Source organism: Streptomyces tendae (assembly GCF_014650435.1).
Taxonomy (GTDB): domain Bacteria; phylum Actinomycetota; class Actinomycetes; order Streptomycetales; family Streptomycetaceae; genus Streptomyces; species Streptomyces tendae.
Window position 1 is genome coordinate 706,684 of sequence record NZ_BMUY01000002.1, and the last position, 19,464, is coordinate 726,147.

Here is a 19,464-nt window from a genome sequence, read left to right on the forward strand (position 1 = left end):
CACCCTTCACGTACTATTCGGCCACGACACTCGAAACTTAGGTGAGCCTAACCTAAAGGAAAGTAGGGGCACAGGGGTGAGCGCCGAGACCTACCGCGACGCCTGGGGAATCCCGCACCTGCGCGCGGACACCCCGCGGGAACTCGCCCGCGCCCAGGGCCGGGTGACCGCCCGTGACCGCGCCTGGCAACTGGAGGTCGAGCGGCACCGGGCCCAGGGCACCTCCGCGTCCTTCCTCGGCCCCGAGGCCCTCTCCTGGGACCGCCTCGCCCGCCGCGCCCGCCTCGCGGACACCGCCCGCCGCTGCTTCACCGCCCTGGAACAGAAGGACCCGGAGACGGCGGCCTGGGTGCGGGCGTACGCCGACGGAGTGAACGAGGGACTAACCGAGACCACGCACCCGGCCTCCACGCACCCGGCCCCCGAGTTCGCCCGCACCGGCCTCGCCCCGGGCCACTGGGAACCCTGGACCCCGCTCGGCGTCTGGCTCGCCACGCACATCCTCTTCGCGGGCTTCCCCACCAAGCTGTGGCGGGAGCACATCGCCACGCACCTCGGCCCGGAAGCCGTGGCCCTCTTCGCCGCCGACGGCCCCGGCACCGCGGGCAGCAACGGCTGGCTGGTGAGCGGCGAGCGGACCACGACCGGACACGCACTGATCGCGGGTGACCCGCACCGCTTCATCGAGGACCCCGGCGTCTACCAGCAGATCCACCTGTCCTGCCCGGAGTTCGACGTCGTCGGCCTCGCCGTGCCCGGCGTCCCCGGGATCGCCCACTTCGGTCACACCGGCACGGTCGCCTGGGCCATCACCAACGCGATGGCCGACTACCAGGATTTGTACCGTGAACGCCTGCGCCGCACCGGCGCGGGCGTCGAGGCGCTCGGCCCGGACGGCGCCTGGCACCGCGCCGCCCGCCACACGGAGACGATCCACGTCGCCGGGGAGGACACGGTGGAGGTCGAGATCATCGAGACCGACCGCGGCCCCGTGATCGCGGGCGGCCCCGAGGGCCTCGACGACGGCACCCCGGCCGCCCTCAGCCTGCGCTACCCGCCCCGCGTCACCGCCGACCTCGGCTTCGGCGCCCTGCTGCCGCTGCTGCGGGCCCGCCGGGTCGCCGACGTGGACCGCGCCCTGGACGCGTGGGCGGAGCCGGTCAACGTGGTGCAGGCCGCCGACACGGAGGGCGGCCTGCTGCACCGGGTCGCGGGCCGCGTCCCGGTGCGCCCCGCCGCGAACGGCCTTCGTCCGGTGCCCGCATGGGAACCCGGCCACGAGTGGACCGGCTGGCACACCCCGCCCCGCGCCGGACTCACCGAGGGCGTCGCCGTGATGGCCAACCAGCGCGGCCCGTCCACCCCCCTGGGCGTCGAGTTCGCCGCACCGCACCGCGCCGACCGCATCGCCGCCCTCCTCGCGGGCAGGGAGCGCTGGTCGGCGGCGGACATGCCGGCGATCCACACGGACACCCACCTGGCTTCGGCCGGCCCCCTCCTGGACCACCTCGCCGCCCTGACCGGCCCGACCGCCCTGACTCCGGAGGCCGCCGCCCTCCGCGACCGCCTCCTCGCCTGGGACCGACGCATGGACGCCGACAGCGCCGACGCGGCGGCGTACGCGGCAGTGCGCTCGGCGGTCGTACGGCGGCTGGCGGCGCACCCGGCCCTGGCGCCCGCCGCCGTCGCGCCCGCGTACCCCGAGGTGCTGCAACCGTGGCTCGCGCTGGTGCCGCGCGTCGCGTACGCCCTCGAACACCTCCTGCGCGCGGACGACCTGTACGGCATCGACCGCGCGGCGACCGTACGCGCGGCTCTGGAGGAGATCGCCGGGCGCCCGCCAGCCGGTCCGTGGGGCGACACCCACCGCCTGGCCCCGTGGCGCGCGCTGCCGACCGCCGCCACCGCCCACGGGGACGAACCCGGCCTCTCCGGCGACCACGAGTGCGTCCTGTGCACGTCCCCCGTCCCCGGTCTCACCGACCGCGCCGCACGTGGCCCGGCCGCCCGGTACGTCTGGGACCTGGCCGACCGCGAGAACAGCCGCTGGGTGGTGCCGCACGGTGCCTCGGGCGTCCCGGGGTCACCCCACCACCGCGACCAGCAGCCCCTGTGGCTCGACGGGGAACTCGCCCCGGTGGTCACCGACTTCGACCGGCTCACGAAGGAATCCGATGACTGACCCGTACGCCTCCCGCACCCCCGTCCACGAACAGCACCTGGACGGCTTCGGCACCGTCCGCATCCTCCCCCTGGACCCGGCCGCGGACGCCGCGGTGGTCCACGGCTGGGTGAGCGAGGAGCGGGCCGCCTTCTGGGGCATGACCGGCCTGACGCGCGACCAGGTCACCACCATCTACGCGCACATGGCCACGCTCGACACCCACCACGCCTTCCTGGTCGTCAAGGACGGCGACCCGGTCGCCCTGCTCCAGACCTACGACCCCGCGGCCGACCGGGTGAGCGAGTGCTACGACACCGAGCCGGGCGACATCGGCGTCCACCTGCTCCTCGCGCCCGCCGGAACCGAGGGCGCGCGCCCCGGCTGGACCGCCGCGCTGTCCGGCGCCCTCATGGCGTACGTCCTGCTGGGCCTGGGCCGGACGCGGATCGTGGTCGACCCGGACGTGGACAACGAGAAGGCGATCGCCCGTTTCCTCAAGCAGGGCTTCACCGCCGGTCCCGCGGTCGTGCTGCCCGAGGTCGACCTGCCGGACGTGTACCTGCCGGAGAAGAAGGCGCAACTGGCTTTCCTCCGCCGGGAGGTAGCGTTCGCGGGGTGACTTCCGCGCCGACCGCCGAGGACCTGATCGCGCACTACGGACTGGAGCCGATCCCCCGCGAGGGCGGCCTGTTCCGGCGCACCTGGGCCGGACCCGAGCGCCCGGACGGCCGCCCCGCCGGGACCGCCATCGTCGCCCTGCTCACCGCCCGCCCGGGCGACTTCTCGGCGCTGCACCGCCTGCCCACCGACGAGGTCTGGCACTCCTACCTCGGCGACCCGCTGGAGCTGCTGCTCCTCGCCCCGGACGGCAGCGCCCGTACGGCGGTGCTGGGGCCGGACGTCCTCGGCGGGCAGTACGTCCAGTTCACGGTCCCCGCCGGTACCTGGATGGGCGGCCGGGTGGTGGCGGGCGGCGCGTGGTCGCTCTTCGGCTGCACGATGGCGCCGGGGTTCACCTACGGGGACTACGAGCACGGCGACGCCGCCGACCTCACGGCGCGCTACCCGACGGAGGCCGCGCGCATCATGGCACTGTGCCGCCCATGACCCCGCCCCCGCACCCCTCCCCACGTCTCCTCGACGGCCAGGTCGCCCTGGTCACCGGCGCGGGCGGCGGCATCGGCCGGGGTATCGCGCTGCGCCTCGCCGAGGAGGGCGCCGCGGTGGCGGTGCACTGCCGTACGGCGGTGGAGTCGGCGCGGGAGGTGGCGGAACGCATCCGCGGCCGGGGCGGACGCGCCACCGTCCTGCGCGCCGACCTCACCGACGAGGACGCCTGCCGTCGCCTGGTCGGGGAGGCCGCCGACTGGGGCGGCGGACGACTCACCGCGCTGGTCAACAACGCGGGCGTGCAGCCGCTGCGGGAACTGCCCGGTATGACGGCGGCCGAGTGGCGGGCGGTGGTGGACACCAACGTCACCGGCGTCTTCGCCTGCACGCAGGCCGCCGCCGAGGTCATGCGGGCCCAGGACGGCGGCGGCACGGTCACCCACATCGCCTCCATCGAGGCGGGCGCCCCCGCCCCCGCGCACGCGCACTACAGCGCCTCCAAGGCGGCGGTCGTGATGCACGCCCGGTCGGCGGCGCTGGAGTACGGCCCGTGGGGCGTCCGGGTGAACTCTGTGTCCCCCGGCCTCATCGACCGCGAGGGACTCACCGACGCCTGGCCGGAGGGCGTACGGCGATGGCGGCGGGCGGCGCCGACGGGACGGCTCGGGCGCCCGGAGGACGTGGGCGACGCGTGTGTGTTCCTCGCCTCGCGGCTGGCGTCCTGGGTGACCGGCCACGACCTGGTGGTGGACGGCGGGGTGACGGCACGCCCGTCCTGGTGAGGAGCCGCCGGGCGAGCCACTGAGCGCGGCGGCCTCCGCGTCCGTACGTATCCCCGAGGCAGTGGGCCCCGACGACGGAGATGCGACGTGAGGTGTGGTGACGGTGCGCACGCTGGATACCGGGGACGAGGGGTCGGACGGAACGGGAAACAGCGGCGAAGCCACCGCAACCGGCGGGGCCCGCGGGCTACAACCGGGCATCAAGGTTGCGGCGGCTCGTCCCGACGCCGGGATCGCTGGGATCGGCGGGGCCGGTGGGATCGGCCAGAAGCAGCCGAACGCCGGCACAGCCCGACCCTCCCGGGGCGCCGACACCACCCGGATCTCCCGAACCTCCCAGACCTCCCAGACCTCCCAGACCTCCTCCCGGGGCGCCGGCACCGCCGGGGAATCCGGCGGCTGGTGCTGCTGGGAGCCGTGCTGGTCCTGCTCCTCCTCGGCGGCGCCGGACCGGCGTCGGCCCACGCCGCCCTCAGCTCCACCGACCCCGGGGACGGAGCCGTCCTCCAGCGGGCCCCCGGCCACGTCACCCTGACCTTCAGCGAGTCCGTCGGCCTGCGCGACGACTCGTTCCGCGTCCTGGACCCGGGCGGTCACCGCGTCCGTACCGGGGCGACCGGGCACGCGGAAGGCCGGTCCGACACGGCCAGGGTCGCGCTGCCGGCCGGGCTGGGGGAGGGTACGTACACCGTGGCCTGGCGGGTGGTGTCCGCCGACAGCCATCCCGTGTCGGGCGCCTTCACCTTCTCCGTGGGCAAGCCGTCGCAGACGACCGCGCCCGTGGACACCGGCCCCGCCGAGGACCCGCTGACCGCGACCCTCCACAAGCTCGCCCGCTACCTCGCCTACCTCTCCGCCGCCCTGCTCATCGGCACCGCCGCCTTCGTCGCCCTGTGCCGCCCGCCGGACCCCGCCCCGCTGCGCCGCCCACTGGTGGCGGGCTGGTGGACCCTGCTGGCGGCCACCGTCGCACTACTGGTGCTGCGCGCCCCGTACGAGGCGGGGACGGGCCCGTCCTCGGCCCTGGACGCCGACGCGCTCGCCGACACCCTCACGGCGCGCCCCGGCGTGCTGCTGCTGATCAGGCTCGCGCTCCTGGCCCCGGCCGCGCTGTTCGTCGTCCGGGTGTTCCGTGAGCCCCAGGTATCCCGCGAGTCCAGTGAGCCCCGCAGGGACCGGCACCCGCCGCACAGCCCCCTCGTCGCCGCTGCGGGCGTCGCCCTGGCCGTCGGCCTCGCCCTGACCTGGGCCGCCGCCGAGCACGCCTCGGCCGGCATACAGGTGCCGGTGGCGATGACGTCCTCCGTACTGCATCTGCTGGCCACCGCGGTCTGGCTGGGCGGTCTCGTCGCCCTGCTCACCACCCTGCGCGCCTCGCGTCCCGCCCCGGACGCCGGCACGGTCGCCCGCTTCTCGCGGACGGCCTTCGCCGCCGTGACCGTCCTGGTCGTCACCGGCGTCTACCAGTCATGGCGCGGTCTCGGCTCCTGGGAGGCGCTCACCGGGTCGGCGTACGGCAGGCTGCTGCTGGCGAAGGTGGTCCTGGTGGCCGTCCTGCTGGCAGCGGCGGCGGTGTCCCGGAGGTGGACGGCGGCGCTGCCGACGGCACCGGCCGCCGTACGCGAGTCGGACCGCGCGCACGAGCGGGTACCGCAACCGGCGGGCGGCGGCCCACCACCGGAGGCCCCGCAGCCACCTCGCGGCGACACCGCAACCGGCGACACCGGAACCGGCGACAGCGGGACGGGCGACAGCGCAACCGGCAACACCGGAACGGAATCCGCCCTCCGGCGCGGCCTGTACCGCTCCGTCCTCGTGGAGGCCGTCGTCGCCGCCGTCGTGCTGGGGGTCACCACCGTGCTCACCGCCACCCCGCCCGGCCGCTCCGCGGAGGAGGCGGCGCGGGCGGCCGTACCGGCGGGCGGTGTGCTGCCCGCGTCCGTCACCACGATCCCGTTCGAGATCGGCACGGCCGGCCGCGGCACGGTCCAGATCACCCTGGATCCCGGCCGCACCGGCGACAACGCCGTCCAGGCCGTCGTCTTCGGCCCCGACGGCAGCCTGGCCGCCGTACCAGAGCTGCGCCTCTCCTTCACCCTCCCCGACCAGGACGTCGGCCCCATCGAGGCGGACCTGGTCGACCGGGGCGGGTACTGGAGCGCCAACACCGTCACCCTGCCCCTCCCGGGCACCTGGACGATGAAGACGACGGTCCGCGTGTCGGAGATCGACCAGGTGAGCGAGACCCGACGGATACGGGTGGAACGTTAGAAACCGGTCACCGCGTCCACCGCGTCCGGGCGGGACCGGGCGTACTACTCACCCCGCTGTCGCGTGACTAGGGGTGAAGGACCACCTTCGTGTAGCCCTCGATCCGCTTGTCGAACTTGTCGTAGCCGGCCGGCGCCTGGTCCAGCGGCAGTTCGTGGGAGACGACGAAGCTGGGCGTGGCCCTGCCCTCGATGATCATGTCCCGCAGGTAGCGGTTGTAGCGCTTGACGTTGCACTGCCCCGTCCCCACCCGCAGCCCCTTCTCGAAGAGCTTGCCGATCGCGACGAGGAGCATGCCCTGCTTGGCCTGCTCGTCCGGACCGCCCGGGTCGGCCGGGACGTAGAGCCCGGGCACACCCAGGGCTCCGGTCGGCCGGACCGTGTTGACCAGCGAGTTCAGGACGGTCGCCGGTTCCTCCTTGCCCGTCCCGCCCGCCGTCGCCTGGTAGCCGACGGCGTCCACGCCCTTGTCCGTACCGGCGCCCTCGGTCTGCTCCTTGATCTGCTCGACCGGGTCCCCCGCGGAGAAGTCGATGGGCACCGCTCCGATCTCCTCGGCCTTCCGCAGCCGCTCCGGGACGCGGTCGACGACGAACACCTTCTTCGCGCCGCGCAGCAGCGCCGAGTAGGCGGCCATGAGCCCGACCGGTCCCGCCCCGTACACCGCGACGCTCTCGCCGGGCCGGACACCGGCGAGTTCGCAACCGTGGTAGCCGGTGGGGAAGATGTCGGCGAGCAGGATGAAGTCGGTCTCGTGCGCGTCGCCCTCGGGCAGCTTCAGGCAGTTGAAGTCGGCGTACGGGACGCGCAGGTACTCGGCCTGGCCGCCCTGCCAGGGCCCCATGGACACATAGCCGTACGCACCGCCGGCGAAGCCGGGATTGACGGTCGTGCAGTAACCCGTGTACCCCTCGGTGCAGTTGGTGCAGAAGCCGCAGGCGACGTTGAAGGGCATGACCACGCGGTCGCCCTTCTTCAGCCCGGTGACGCCCTCACCGACCTGGTCGACGATCCCCATGTTCTCGTGACCGAAGACGATGCCGGGCTCGGCGGCGGTGCGTCCCTCGTACATGTGCAGGTCGGACCCGCAGATCGCGGTCGAGGTGACGCGCACGACCACGTCGTTCGGATGCTGGACGCGTGGCTTCTCCACATCCTCGACCGCAACGGTGAACGGCCCCTTGTACACGACGGCCTTCATGATCTCGACCTCCGTTTGCCCGTCGAATCACCCGTGACCCATCTCTCATGGTTCTCCGGTCGATGTGATGGGGCAAGTCGGTAATCTCGGGATGATTGAGACGCCGTGCAGTGCACTGAGAAGGAGGCCACCGGGTGTCAGCGCAACGACTGGGAACTCTGCTGGTTCCCGTGCCGGGCCTGTCCGGCACCACCTACCCGCCCGGGACGACGGTGACCGTCCGTGGCCGGGGTGCGACCGTCGACGCCTTCGTCAACGGGGACTGGCTCCCTCTGTCGTGGTGGGAGTTCTCCGACGGACTGCGTGAGGACATCGCCGACCGCTGACGCCCGGCCGGATCCGGCACGGCACCCTCGGGGCTCCTCGGTCAGGACGGCTCCTCGGTGGCCGGTCCTTCCTCGGCCTCGCTCAGCCTGGCCTTGAGTACGGGGCTGATGAGCAGGTCGTACACGAGGACCCCGACCACCCCGCCGATGAGGGGGCCGACGATCGGGATCCACCAGTAGCCGCTGAACCACTCGAAGGTGCCCGGCAGGGCGATGTCGCCCCACCCTTCGAAGAAGGTGAACAGCCGGGGGCCGAAGTCGCGGGCCGGATTGATCGCGTACCCGGCGTTGGTGCCGAAGGTGAGGCCGATGGCGACCACCACCAGTCCGATGAGGAACGGGTGGAGGTTGGACATCGGAGCCGTGTTGCGGGTGTCGATGAGCGCGCAGATCAACAGGAGCAGGATCCCGGTGCCCACGATCTGGTCGAGCAGCGGACCCCACCAGGAGTCTCCGAAGTACTCGGCGGGGAACGTGGCGAAGATCGAGTACGTGTTCAGCGAGGTCTCCCGTGTCTCGCCCGCCTTGGCGATGGACGCGTCGATCGCCCACCGGTAGCAGGCGTACACGAGCGCGGCGGCGACGAAGGCGCCCACGACCTGGGCGAGCCAGTAGGGCAGGACCTTCCGCCACGGGAAGTCCCGCCGGACCGCGAAGCCCAGGGTCACCGCGGGGTTGAGGTGCGCCCCGCTGATGCCGCCGGCCACGTAGACGCCGAACACGACGGCCAGGCCCCATCCCCACGAGATGATGAGCCAGTTGGCGGGCCCGAAGTCGGCGGTCTGCCGTCCCGAACCCGGCAGTCCCGCGACCGCGACGGCCACCGAACCGACGCCGAACAGGATCAGGACGAACGTCCCCAGGAACTCGGCACACATCTCACCGCCGAGGCCCTTTCGATAACCGCGTCGATGAACCATGCGTTCGGCCACCGGCCCTCCTTCACTGGAATGGAACAGACCAAACCGCTCCATACCCGAAAAACGACCGCCCGGACGATCAACCGGGTGAGTACACCCTGACGGCGCGCGAGATTCCCCTCCATGGAGCAACGCCGCACAGCCACCGCCGGGCCGACGCCCTCACACGCCGAAGGGCCCCGCAGCGAACTGCGGGGCCCTTCGACATCGTGCCCGGTGAGGCACTGGCGGAGGATACGAGATTCGAACTCGTGAGGGGTTGCCCCCAACACGCTTTCCAACTGTGCGCATAGCTGTACGGGGCTGTTCATAGACGTTTGCGCGGCAGGTCAGAGCGCGTGCGTGAACGTCGGTGGCCAGGGGTGTCCGTCGGCGGACTGGACAACAACCAGGACAACGAGGTCGAGATCAGCCCCTTAGGGCCATCGCCGTGATGCGTCGTTGTACGACTGCATCAGGCTCCCGGGCGCGAGAAGCGCTGATGCACTGGTGAGCCAGCCCGCAGGACGGTAAGTTCCTCTCCGTAATAGCTCAACTGTTCGGTTTACCTGGGTGCACTACCGTCGGTGTGTGGTTCAGTTTCACGCGCGACTTACTGAGATGGGGTAGAGTCACGCAGCATGAGCGAACAGCAGGATGCGCTTGAGGACCTTGAGTCCAGTGGTGTTCTCGCGGCCCTGGCATGGGCCAACGCGTCGGCTTACCGGCGCACCATGGAGGACTACGACCCCGACACGGGGCATGATCAGGGCTGGGTTGGCTCTACCGCCCACAAGCTCTTCGTTGACCGACTGCACCGGGCGTTCTCCACGGGCAGGCACAGCGTGGATTCACCTGAGTCCGCATCCGCCGGCTTGGATCTAGTGGCCGCCGGACTGGCCCCGGGCGAGCACCGCAAGATGCCGCTCATCACCCCGGGCGTGGTCGTCTGGTCTCACCTCAACCAGTCGCCGGGTTGGCGCTGTGGGGATTGGCGTTTCCTGCTCACCTCGTTTCCGTACGGAGAGAGCAACCGCATCCCCTGGCCGCAGAAGAGCCCCACCAAGCAGCGCGTTGCGTCGCAGGGGCAGCCGACCGGGTGGCTGGACCCTTACCCCACCCTGTTCGACGAGGAGACCGATTCTCTCGCCGCTGCCATCGAGGCACTGAGGGAAGAGGATGCGGAACTCAACGCGACAACGCTCATCGTCGCCCACAGTATTGAACGAGAGCTCGGCATCCGAGAACTTTACTTGGGGCGCTCTCGTTTGAATCGTGGGGGCGGAGATGCCTGGTACTGGAAGCATGATCTACTTGCCACCAACCCGGGAACTCCCACTGTCGAGCCGATTCCCACTTCGCCCGGCCCTCTTCCTGGGGCGCCCGGCGTCCAGGACGCACCCGTTCGCCTTCGCCGGCAGCCGTCGGAAGGGAGCGGAGAGCGTCACCAGGCGTCGGGAAAGAACGACAAGTAATGAAACGAGTGGATGGTCATGAATTCCTCACGCCGCACAGATGTGCAGGTTGGTGACGTCTCTCGCCTTTTCGACGGACGACGTTTGACGCTCGCGCGACAGCTTATCGGCTTGAGGAAGAACGCTCTCGCAGCAAAGATCGACAAAAGCCCCACCGCTGTCGCTGCGTACGAAAATAACACGAAACGTCCAGCTCCCGCGACGGTTGCGCAGCTATGCCTGACGCTTGGGGTGGATCCAGGTTTCTTCCTTCCCGGCCCACATCAGGCAGCCAGTGACTCTGTACCTCACTTCCGTTCCTTGCGTTCAACGACACAGTTGGCGCGTGACCAAGCCTTCGCTTACGGGGTGATTTCTGGAGACGTAGGCGCAGCCCTCGAACGGCACGTCGAGTTTCCAGAACCTAATCTGCCGCGCCTGAGCGTCGATGTGGAAGATGAGTCCAGCACCCTTCCGGAGGAGGCGGCCCGCCTCCTCCGGAAGCACTGGGACATCGGCTCTGGGCCAGTTGGTCACCTGGTGCGTCTGGCGGAAAACCATGGGGTAGTGGTGGTTTTCAGCCCTGCACAGACCGCTGCCGTGGACGCCTACTCCTTTGACGATGGCTATAGGCCCACGGTGGTACTCAACCCGGCCAAGGAGGATTACTACCGCCAGCGTTTCGATGTTGCCCATGAAATTGGACACCTCGTAATGCACGTGGACGCCGAACCGGGAAGCAAGGTAGTCGAGAACCAGGCTCACCGATTCGCAGCAGAACTCCTGCTCCCAGAAGACGAGTTGGGAGATCTCCTGCCCAGCAAGGCAGACTGGAGAGTCCTGGCAAGACTAAAGGAGACTTACGGCGTAAGTCTTCAGGCTTTGCTGTACCGATCCCGAGCCCTGGGCGTCATGAGTGACGTTACGTATCGTAATGCAGTCGCTTATTTGTCATCGAAGGGATGGCGTCGCCGAGAACCAGGCGAGATGCCTGCCGTGGAGCAGCCGTCACTTTACCCAAAGGCGGTAGAGATTCTTTCGAGCGTAGGAATGGATGAACTTTCATTGGCCAAGGAATCTCGGGTTACTCCAGGGCTATTCCGAACAGTGACGGCCAGGGCCCCCGTGCGCGAGGAGCTATTTCTTGCGACTCAAGAAATCGAGAGCACAGACGGAGTTATCCCTCTATTTCGAAGCAAGGATAATGAGCCCGGGACTTAGGCCCCGGGCTCGATCAATTGCTGGATGACTGCGCACGGACTCAGGTCGGGGCAATATCAGATCTGAGTCCGTGTCTGGCTGCCTCTGACATCGGAAGACCAAACGTGATGAGCCGTCTACTCCGCAAAATGCCTGGAGGCTACGACTTCTCACGCGATCGGGGAACGGCGATGTGTAGCTGCTGGAGGCCGTGCATCGCAGCGTGAAACGCAGCCGCGATTTCGCGTGCCCTCTCCTCGGTATCGATCGGCCACATCGAGATGTATTCAGATCCAATGTTGGCCTGCGCCACAGTGCCATCCAAGACCAACGCTTCAGCTGCGGACTGCAGGACGGTCATCGCCTGGTCCGGAAGGTAGGGCTTGCGGCTGGCCATGGCGTCAAGCTCCACCTTCCAGCCCTGCCCATGGCGAGCGATGCACACAAAGATCGCATCGTCGGTCTTGGCTTTCTTGTACGCAGCGCGGTGGGCTTCCAGCTCAGTGCAGTCGGGGATGAGGGCAGCTTGGAGAGGCGTTCCAGGCGTTGGCATGACTCCATGGTCGCAGGGGTTCATGCCGTTGATCAGGTGAACACCCGTGATTCCGCCGTTGTGAGGGACTGATGTCAGCTCAGGCGGATTTGAGCAGGTGGCAGCCGTCGTGCGAGCGGACGTGGGGGGTGCACGCGGCATCCAGAGCATCGAGCACGCGCACGGCGTAGACCTCCCCCATCACGTTCTCGACTTCCTCGGCGGTCAGCCACTCCACAGCGGTCGACTCGCTCGACGTCCGCTCTGCACCATCGATCGGCCGGCACAGGAAGACGAGGGCCACCACACCCCGGCTGATGTTCTTGTAGACCCCGGTCAGCCGCTCGACTGAGACGCGGATGCCAGTCTCTTCGAGCACTTCCCGGACCGCCCCGTCCTCGGGGCGCTCATCCAGTTCGAGGACACCACCGGGCGGTTCCCAGGTGCCGTTGTCCGCACGCCGGATGACCAGGACGCGCCCGTCATCCCGCACTACTACGCCAGCGACCGAGACTGAGTGAAGCGGCATTGACGCACCCTCCGGGTAGCGTTGCTTATGTACATGAGCCTAGGAGGAACAGTAGGACATGCCCACGCCTTCCCGAGACTCAGGAAAGCCGAAGTACCTACAGATCGCAGACGACCTGGTTCAACAGATCAAGGAACAGGTCCTCGCTCCAGGTGAGCAGGTGCCCAGCGAGTCCGATCTCATGAAGAAGTACGGGGCGTCCCAAGGGACGGTCCGCAAGGCGTTCGCTGAGCTGCGCGCCACAGGGCTCATCGAGACACGTCACGGCAAGGGCTCGTATGTGAAGCGGCGCCCTCCTGTGCGGCGAAAGTCCTCGGACCGCTTCCGCCGGTCCCACCGGACGGCGGGCAAGGCGGCCTACCTGGCAGAGGCAGAGCAGGCGGGCAGCACGCCCAGCGTGAGTGTGCTCTATGTCGGGCCGACCGAGGCCCCGGACGAGATTGCGGAGCGCTTGTCCGTCCCGGTCGGCGCGAAGGTGCTATCACGGCGTCGCCTGTACTTCAGCGACGGCATCCCCACCGAGGAAGCCACTTCCTACCTTCCCTGGGACATCGCAAAGGACATCCCTGAGCTGTTCGAGGAGAACCCTGGCGGCGGTGGAATCTACGCCCGGCTTGAGGAGCACGGGCACACCCTGAAGGAGCTGTCCGAGACGGTTCGCGTTCGCCTCGCGACCAAGCACGAGATCGGTGCGCTGAGCCTGAGCCCGGGATCGCCCATCATTCATCTGACGCGGAACGCCGAATCTGAGGCGGGTCGAGTCATCGAGGTCTGTGACACGTTCATGGCCGCTGACCAGTTCGTTTTGGAGTACCGCATCCCTGCGGGGGACTGATCGCCCACCTCCTAGGCCCCCAACCCGCCGCACGATATTCGCGCGGCGGGTTGACTCATGTAGAGGAGTTGGGCACTCTCTTACATGTCACTCCTGCACATGAGTACATAAGTGCAGGTGCTGTCGTGTGGATCACTGCGTGACCTGCATGAACGGGCGTCGAATCTCCAGATGCGACGCCAAGGGGCCCGGGACAGAGCGGGCCGAGGGCGCACCCGACCCTGGTCATTCGGGAGGGCTTAGACCGAAAGGTCACGTCTCCATACGCCTGAAACGGGAGCCCGTGTTCCCGAAGGAGACACCGCACTGCCTCACCCAGCCGCAGCACTGACTGCGGCCGGTTGCCTCCGCTGCACGTCTCGTACGTGCAGCGCTGAGGGGAGCCGGAACGGGCCGGCCCCATACCGAGGGGAGACCGCCATGCCGAAGTACCACTTCACCGCCGTAAAGCTCGCAGACCACCTGGCCCCCGGGTACGTCAGGAACGCGCACGGAACGTTGACCGCGTCATCGCAGCAGGCCGCCAAGAAGGCGGTCGAGCGCAGCCTGCGTAGCAGGGGTTACGACCCCACGACCGGCACCATCACGATCACCCGGATGTAGGCATCCCGCCTGCCCCACACCCCATAGACGGCGCGCGCCCCCGGTGCTGGAACACCGGGGGCGCTGTTCGGGCCGTTTCACCTGCTAGGGAGACCACGACCCATGAACCACATCGTCACTGTTCAGGACGCTGTTACCGCGTTCGCCGACTTCATGGAGCCGACGGACGCCGAGCTGGACGCGATCGAGCAGGAGATGCCCGTCATCCTGGCGGACGTCGACCTGCTGGACGCGCACATCGTCACCCTCGACCGCACGCCGACCGAGCTGGACGACCGGCGCATCCGCCGGGCCCGCCGCCGGGCGCTGGCCGCCCGGGTTTCGCTGGTCAACCGCGCGGCCGGCCGGGCGGGGGGTGCGGCATGACGTACGGCGCGCGGTTGTCCAACAGCTTCCACGGTGAGTGGGAGCTGTACGTCGTCACCGACCGGATGAGCCTGGACTGGCCCGAGCACTCGTTCGGGCGGACCGGGCCAGTCCCCACGGTGCAGGAGCGGGTGGATGCTCTGGCCCAGCTCGGTTACGTCCTCGCGGACGGCGCCGTGTGGGAGTGGCAGGAGTGCTCCACCGGGGTCATGGATCGCGTGGAACTGCTGGCGTCCGTGGACGTCCGGCGCAAGGACGGTGCGGCATGAGCGCCACCGAGACGACCGGGGCGAAGCTCACCCGTGTACAGGTCGGGGTGCTGGCCGCCGCGTTCGTGCCGATGCTGGCCACGGGCGTGTTCGGCGGGATCGGCACGTACAGCAACATTGGCCACGCCTACGGCAAGGGCACCGCGCTCGGGGCGCTCGCCGCCGGTGAGGGGGCCACCGCCGTGCTCGCCCTGGTCCTGCTCGGGCTGACCATGCTGGGCCAGTCCTCCCCGCGCATCGTCCGGCTCGGGCTGTGGGCGCTGCCGGCCGCCGCCGCCGTGATGGGCGCGATGGCCGCCCCCGATCCGGGGCGGACCGTGATCTACGCCCTGACCCCGATGGGCATGTCCGTCTCGGCCGAGGGCATGGCGTTCCTCGCCCGGCGGATCGTGGTGCACACCGACGGCCGCGACGCGGAGAACGAGCGTCGCACCGCCGACCTGGTGCAGGCCCTGGCCTACCACCGTGCCCGCGCCACCCAGCACCCCAGCGACCGCGTCAAGAAGTGGTCCGAGCGGAAGTCGTGGCGCCTGGCCCGCAAGGTCGGAGTCGGGGACACCGCGCTCGGATCGAGGCTGCTGGACGTGCAGCGCGACCGCGTCACCGCCGGCGCGGACACCGCCCTCGCCTCGATGTTCGGCGGCACCGTGCTCGATCCCACCCCGGTCACGAATGCGGATAAAACCACCAAGACCGATATGAAACGGTCTATGGCTGACCTGCCGGAATCGACGCCGGCCCCAGTGGTGACGCTGACCCGGCTGACCGTGCCCGATCCGGTCGCAGTCGACCTGGGCAAGTCGACTCCGCTCCTCAAGCCGCTCCCGCCGGTCGACCCCACGCCGGTCGCCTCGATCGAGCCGCGCACCGCGCCGGCGGAGTCGACCCGACCGCGCCGCGCCACCGGCCGTGTGCCGGACGCGGCCAAGCCGACCCGACCGAAGCGCACGCCGGAACAGTTGCTCGCCGAAGCACGCAAGGCGACGGCCGACTGGCCCGACGCGAAGGTGACCGCCGAGGGCATCCGCCGGGAGGTGCGCACGTCGCCGGCGAACGCCCGGATGCTGCGGGACACCCTGCTCGCCGAGCGGGCCGCTACGGCGGCTGAGGTCGCGTGATGGGGGCGCTGCCGGTGTTCCGGTGGCGCCTGGCCCCCGACGGCTACGCCACCCGCCGCCAACTCCGCGCCCGCGGGCTGCGGCCCGGTGGCCAGGGGGTGGCCGCGCAGCTCGAACGGCCGCGCCGCCGACGGGAACCGCTGGTCGCCTACCTCTACCGCGTCGACCTCGCCAAGCCCGTACGGCCGATGACGCCGGGCCGGTGGGCCGCGCTCGCGGCGGCGAACCGGGCCCGCCGCACCTGCCCGCAGTGCCACCGGGATGCGGGCTACGTCATCCCTGCCTCGCTCGGAACCTGCGTGCCCTGCCACGACACCACCTGACCTGAGAGGACACCGATGGCCAACCGCTTCACCTTCAACCGTGGAGGCGACTTCGCGACGCTGACCGCCGAGGCGGTCATCCTGCGGGCCGGTACCGACCGCGCCGAGCCCGCCGTAGCCGTGCGGATCAGCGGCGGCGGGCAGAGTCGGCTGATCTACGTCCCCCTCGACCGGCTTGAGGAGCTGGTGACCGGCATCAGGGACACCGCCCGCCAGGCCGCCGCCGACTTCAACCAGGGCCCGAGGAGCGTCTGACCATGCGCAACGCCGATATCCGCCGGTTGGATCGTGCGATCCAGACGACGGAGAAGAAGTTGGAAGCGGTCCGCCGGGGTGAGTGGTGGCCGCTGACCGGCAGTGAACGCCGGGCCATGGCCCGCGCGCTGGCCGTCGGTGGCTACAAGGTCGCCCGGGGCCGTAGCGCCGGCCGTGAGGAACGCCGGATGGACACCACCGGCAACAGCGCCGAAATGCGGCTGAACGCAGAGCTGACCGCCCTGCACGCCGAACGGCAGCGCCTCATGACCGAGGCCGCCCGCAGCAAGGCGGCCAAGAAGTCGCCGGGCTGGTTCTGACCAGCCGTTTCAGTACCGGGGTGGCCGCTCTTTCCACGGACCCGGCCACCCCGGCTCACTCCCTTACTCCCGCCCCGAAGGGGCAGTCAGGAGCAGTCCCAGCATGTCTGAGAACGTCGTTCACCTCCACAAGCCCACCGACCCCCCGCCCCCGGACACGACCCCGACCGTGCTCACCGTCGTGCCGGACGCGCCGCCCGCGCGGCCGGTGCCGCTGTGGGTGCGCTCCCGCCGCGCAGTGAAGACCGTGGCCACGCACGAGACGACCCGGGCCACGGTGCGGGCGACGGCGCGGCACGGCCTCTACACCTTCAACGGCGGGCGGATCGTGGCCCGTCGAGCGTGGGACGGCCGTACCGGCTCGCGGTACGAGCGGATGATCCGGGCGGCGGAAGCCGCGGGGAACCTGGAAGCGGCCGAGGAGTGGGAGGAGCGGTTGCAGCGCTTCCGCGCCGCCCGCCACCACCGCCGCATGGACCTCCTCCACTCCCCGGTGGAAGCGGCCAAGGGCGTGGCCGTCGGCGCCGGCATGAGCATCGGCGTGCTGGTCGCCCTCGGCGTCGTGATGGCCATCAACACTGGCCAGGTAGGGGACGTCATCACCCCGCTGTCGGCCACGATCGACTTCATCGCCCTGCTCATCCGCATCGTGCAGGTCGTATGGGGTCCAGCGCTCACGATCGGCCCGTTCCTGGCGTTGCTGGCGCTGTGGTCGGTCGGCCGTAAGCAGCAAGCCGCCCCCGCCTGGGTCCTGCCCGCGAACGTCCGGGGCGGTGAGGGGGAGCTGATCACCCCGTCCATCGTGGTCAAAGCCCTGCGCGATCTCGGCGTGCCCGCCCTGCGCAACGCCATCAAGGAGATGGGCGACGCCGGCGCCTCCATGCTCGGGCCGATCCGGATCGCCGGATGCGGTGTCGAGGTGGACGTGACTCTGCCCTCTGGGGTGTCGACGGTGGAGGTGCAGCACAAGCGGCGCAAGCTCGCCGAGAACCTGACCCGGCACGAGCACGAGGTGTTCATCACGATCCCGCAGGCCGCGCGTACGGTGCGGCTGTGGATCGCCGACTCGGGGGCGCTGGACGAGCCGATCGGTCCGTCCCCGCTGGTCACTGACGAGACGTTGACCGCCGACTACGCCAAGGGAAAGGCGCCGTGGGGCCAGGACTTGCGCGGTGACGCGGCCAGCATGAGCGTCTACCAGCGCCACCTGTTGGTCACGGGGTTGTCGAACCAGGGGAAGACGGCCGCGCTGCGGGCGCTGGCCCTGTGGTTGTCGCTGGACCGGTCGGTGCAGTTCTGGCTTGCCGACCTCAAGGGTGCCGGCGACTGGCGGCCGTTTGACGGCATCGCGTCCGTGCTCATCCAGGGGCCGACCGATGACCACGTCATCCAGGCCACCGAGATGGCAGAGGACGCGGTCACCGAGATGAACCGCCGCCTGGAGATCCGGCAGAAGGACCCGAACGCGAAGTTCCCGCCGCTCATCGTCCTGGTGGACGAAGCGCAGGTGGCGTTCATGTGCCCGGCCAAGGACGACGAGGGCCGCCCCTATGGCGGCAGCAAGGCCACGTCCCGGTACTTCATGGCGGTCCGCAAGATTCACAACCAGGGCCGTGCCGTGGACGTGCTGATGTGGCAGGGCACGCAGGACCCCACCGACCAGAACCTGCCCAAGCTGGTCCGCGAGGGCGCCCACACCCGCGCGTCCCTCGCGCTGGGCACCGAGCAGCAGTCCCGGATGGCGCTGGGGGACAAGGCCGTCAACGGCGGCGCCGCCCCGCACCTGCTCCGGCAGGGCCTGGACAAGGGCACGCTGGTCGTTGCCTCCGACGGCATCGCCATTCCCGCCGGGCAGGCGTCCATCACCGTGCGGACGCACTTCATCGACGACGACGCGGCGCAGGCCATCGCCGACCGGGCCAAGGCACTGCGCGACGGCGTCACGACTCTGCGCGCCATCGAGCATGAAGAGGAGCACGACCCGCTGACCGACATCGCCGCTGTCATCGGCGACGCGACGCGCGTGCGGACCAAGGACGTGCTCGCCCGGCTCGCCGCGCTCAACACGGCCGCTTACGGCGGCTGGTCGTTCCTCGACCTCAAGCGCGTCCTGGACGACGCCGGCGCCAGCCCGTACAAGTCCGACGGCGTCATGTGCGTGGCCCGCGACCGCGTCGCCCGCGCCCTTGCCGACCGCGACGCTGAGGGTTCCGCTTCCGCCGAATGACGGCAGGGAGCCGACCGCCGGCGGGGCAGGGAGGCAGGGAGAACTCCCTGACCGCCTCCCTACCCCGCCTCCCTCGCCCTGACCTGCGTAAATGATCGTCCAGGGAGTCAGGGAGGCACGCAGGTCAGACCCCTGAATCACCCCTCCACAACGCCCCCGGCAGGGGGTGTCTCTGCCTCCCTGACCCACGTTCGGAAGGGATTCCGCATGTACCCCGAGAACACACCGCACGTGCCCGCCCAGCGGGCCGTGGAGGTCCACCACCCGACCCCGCTCCCGCCCGCTGTGCCGGTGTCGGCGCCGGTCGTGCCGGTGCAGCCGAACGCCGTTCCGGCGGTGGCGAGCATCGTCCTGCCCGACGGCCGCGTCGTCACCGGCTACGCCATCAACCCCGCCCAGCCCGAGCCGGTCGCGCCCAAGCCGGCCGTCTCCCGGACGGCGGTGAACGTCGCCCTCGGGGGCGTCGGGTTCCTCGCGGTGTGCGGCGGGCTGATCCTGCTCACCTCGTTCATCGCCGCGCTCACCGCGTTCATCACCCAACTGATCACCCTCGCAGCCGTGATCTTCGGCGGATGGATCGCCGTACAGCTCTTCAGCGCGAGCGGCCACCAGGGCGGGGCAGGAACGACGGTGAACATTCGCAAGGCCGTGATCAAGCGGAGCAACTTCCGCGGCTGAGG

The 19,464-nt window shown here is 70.1% G+C and carries 22 protein-coding genes; 18 read left to right on the plus strand and 4 right to left on the minus strand.

What is annotated here, in order from left to right:
* The first annotated feature begins 76 nt into the window (after positions 1-76).
* The 5 genes from IE258_RS08295 to IE258_RS08315 all read left to right on the plus strand — a co-directional run bounded on the left by IE258_RS08295 (position 77) and on the right by IE258_RS08315 (position 6,327).
* Positions 77-2,182 (plus strand): penicillin acylase family protein, encoded by a 2,106-nt coding sequence (locus IE258_RS08295; RefSeq protein WP_189740846.1) that lies wholly within the window; start codon positions 77-79, stop codon positions 2,180-2,182.
* Positions 2,175-2,783, plus strand: coding sequence for a GNAT family N-acetyltransferase (locus IE258_RS08300; protein ID WP_189740849.1), 609 nt, complete (start codon positions 2,175-2,177; stop codon positions 2,781-2,783). Before IE258_RS08295 ends, IE258_RS08300 begins: the two co-directional genes overlap by 8 nt.
* Entirely contained in the window at positions 2,780-3,271 is a 492-nt protein-coding gene (locus tag IE258_RS08305; protein WP_189740852.1) for a cupin domain-containing protein, read from the plus strand. The genes IE258_RS08300 and IE258_RS08305 overlap by 4 nt, the downstream gene beginning before the upstream one ends.
* The gene (locus IE258_RS08310) at positions 3,268-4,056 is read left to right on the plus strand and encodes an SDR family NAD(P)-dependent oxidoreductase (RefSeq protein WP_189740855.1); all 789 of its coding nucleotides are present in this window, start codon (positions 3,268-3,270) and stop codon (positions 4,054-4,056) included. Before IE258_RS08305 ends, IE258_RS08310 begins: the two co-directional genes overlap by 4 nt.
* A 402-nt stretch (positions 4,057-4,458) precedes the next feature.
* Positions 4,459-6,327, plus strand: a complete 1,869-nt coding sequence (locus tag IE258_RS08315; protein ID WP_189740858.1) for a copper resistance CopC/CopD family protein — start codon at positions 4,459-4,461, stop codon at positions 6,325-6,327.
* Positions 6,328-6,394: 67 nt separating this feature from the next.
* Here IE258_RS08315 and IE258_RS08320 read toward each other — a convergent pair whose 3' ends face one another.
* Positions 6,395-7,528, minus strand: coding sequence for a glutathione-independent formaldehyde dehydrogenase (locus tag IE258_RS08320; protein ID WP_189740861.1), 1,134 nt, complete (start codon positions 7,526-7,528; stop codon positions 6,395-6,397).
* Between the two features lie 134 nt (positions 7,529-7,662).
* On the opposite strand from IE258_RS08320, the gene IE258_RS08325 reads away from it, so the two are divergent.
* Entirely contained in the window at positions 7,663-7,854 is a 192-nt protein-coding gene (locus IE258_RS08325) for a hypothetical protein (protein WP_030190387.1), read from the plus strand.
* Positions 7,855-7,895: 41 nt separating this feature from the next.
* Here IE258_RS08325 and IE258_RS08330 read toward each other — a convergent pair whose 3' ends face one another.
* Entirely contained in the window at positions 7,896-8,732 is an 837-nt protein-coding gene (locus IE258_RS08330; protein ID WP_189741198.1) for an MIP/aquaporin family protein, read from the minus strand.
* 662 nt (positions 8,733-9,394) lie between these two features.
* On the opposite strand from IE258_RS08330, the gene IE258_RS08335 reads away from it, so the two are divergent.
* Both IE258_RS08335 and IE258_RS08340 read left to right on the plus strand, forming a co-directional pair.
* A complete protein-coding gene (locus tag IE258_RS08335; RefSeq protein ID WP_189740864.1) occupies positions 9,395-10,228 on the plus strand; it encodes a hypothetical protein in 834 nt (277 codons plus the stop codon).
* An 18-nt stretch (positions 10,229-10,246) separates the two neighbouring features.
* On the plus strand, positions 10,247-11,428 hold the full coding sequence (locus IE258_RS08340; protein ID WP_189740867.1) for a helix-turn-helix domain-containing protein: 1,182 nt from the start codon (positions 10,247-10,249) through the stop codon (positions 11,426-11,428).
* Between the two features lie 139 nt (positions 11,429-11,567).
* Here IE258_RS08340 and IE258_RS08345 read toward each other — a convergent pair whose 3' ends face one another.
* Together IE258_RS08345 and IE258_RS08350 are read right to left on the minus strand one after the other, a co-directional pair.
* Complete coding sequence (locus tag IE258_RS08345; protein WP_189740870.1) at positions 11,568-11,960, minus strand: hypothetical protein; 393 nt, start codon at positions 11,958-11,960, stop codon at positions 11,568-11,570.
* Positions 11,961-12,039: 79 nt separating this feature from the next.
* A complete protein-coding gene (locus tag IE258_RS08350; protein ID WP_189740873.1) occupies positions 12,040-12,468 on the minus strand; it encodes an NUDIX hydrolase in 429 nt (142 codons plus the stop codon).
* A gap of 58 nt (positions 12,469-12,526) precedes the next feature.
* Between IE258_RS08350 and IE258_RS08355 the strand changes: the two genes are divergently transcribed.
* The 10 genes from IE258_RS08355 (at position 12,527) to IE258_RS08400 (ending at position 19,462) form a co-directional block, all read left to right on the plus strand.
* Entirely contained in the window at positions 12,527-13,303 is a 777-nt protein-coding gene (locus tag IE258_RS08355; RefSeq protein ID WP_189740876.1) for a GntR family transcriptional regulator, read from the plus strand.
* Positions 13,304-13,723: 420 nt separating this feature from the next.
* On the plus strand, positions 13,724-13,906 hold the full coding sequence (locus IE258_RS08360) for a hypothetical protein (protein ID WP_189740879.1): 183 nt from the start codon (positions 13,724-13,726) through the stop codon (positions 13,904-13,906).
* Positions 13,907-14,008: 102 nt separating this feature from the next.
* Complete coding sequence (locus tag IE258_RS08365) at positions 14,009-14,272, plus strand: DUF6284 family protein (protein WP_189740882.1); 264 nt, start codon at positions 14,009-14,011, stop codon at positions 14,270-14,272.
* Positions 14,269-14,541, plus strand: coding sequence for a DUF6303 family protein (locus tag IE258_RS08370; protein ID WP_189740884.1), 273 nt, complete (start codon positions 14,269-14,271; stop codon positions 14,539-14,541). Before IE258_RS08365 ends, IE258_RS08370 begins: the two co-directional genes overlap by 4 nt.
* Positions 14,538-15,659, plus strand: coding sequence for a conjugal transfer protein (locus IE258_RS08375; protein ID WP_189740887.1), 1,122 nt, complete (start codon positions 14,538-14,540; stop codon positions 15,657-15,659). Before IE258_RS08370 ends, IE258_RS08375 begins: the two co-directional genes overlap by 4 nt.
* Positions 15,659-15,982 carry an RRQRL motif-containing zinc-binding protein gene (locus tag IE258_RS08380; RefSeq protein WP_109204571.1) on the plus strand — a complete coding sequence of 108 codons (324 nt, stop codon included), beginning with the start codon at positions 15,659-15,661 and terminating at the stop codon, positions 15,980-15,982. The genes IE258_RS08375 and IE258_RS08380 overlap by 1 nt, the downstream gene beginning before the upstream one ends.
* A 15-nt stretch (positions 15,983-15,997) precedes the next feature.
* The gene (locus tag IE258_RS08385; protein ID WP_109204570.1) at positions 15,998-16,237 is read left to right on the plus strand and encodes a hypothetical protein; all 240 of its coding nucleotides are present in this window, start codon (positions 15,998-16,000) and stop codon (positions 16,235-16,237) included.
* A 2-nt stretch (positions 16,238-16,239) separates the two neighbouring features.
* A complete protein-coding gene (locus tag IE258_RS08390) occupies positions 16,240-16,557 on the plus strand; it encodes a hypothetical protein (RefSeq protein ID WP_189740890.1) in 318 nt (105 codons plus the stop codon).
* Positions 16,558-16,660: 103 nt separating this feature from the next.
* Positions 16,661-18,784, plus strand: a complete 2,124-nt coding sequence (locus IE258_RS08395; RefSeq protein ID WP_189740893.1) for an ATP-binding protein — start codon at positions 16,661-16,663, stop codon at positions 18,782-18,784.
* Between the two features lie 207 nt (positions 18,785-18,991).
* Positions 18,992-19,462 (plus strand): hypothetical protein, encoded by a 471-nt coding sequence (locus IE258_RS08400; RefSeq protein WP_125537972.1) that lies wholly within the window; start codon positions 18,992-18,994, stop codon positions 19,460-19,462.
* The last annotated feature ends 2 nt before the right edge of the window (positions 19,463-19,464 follow it).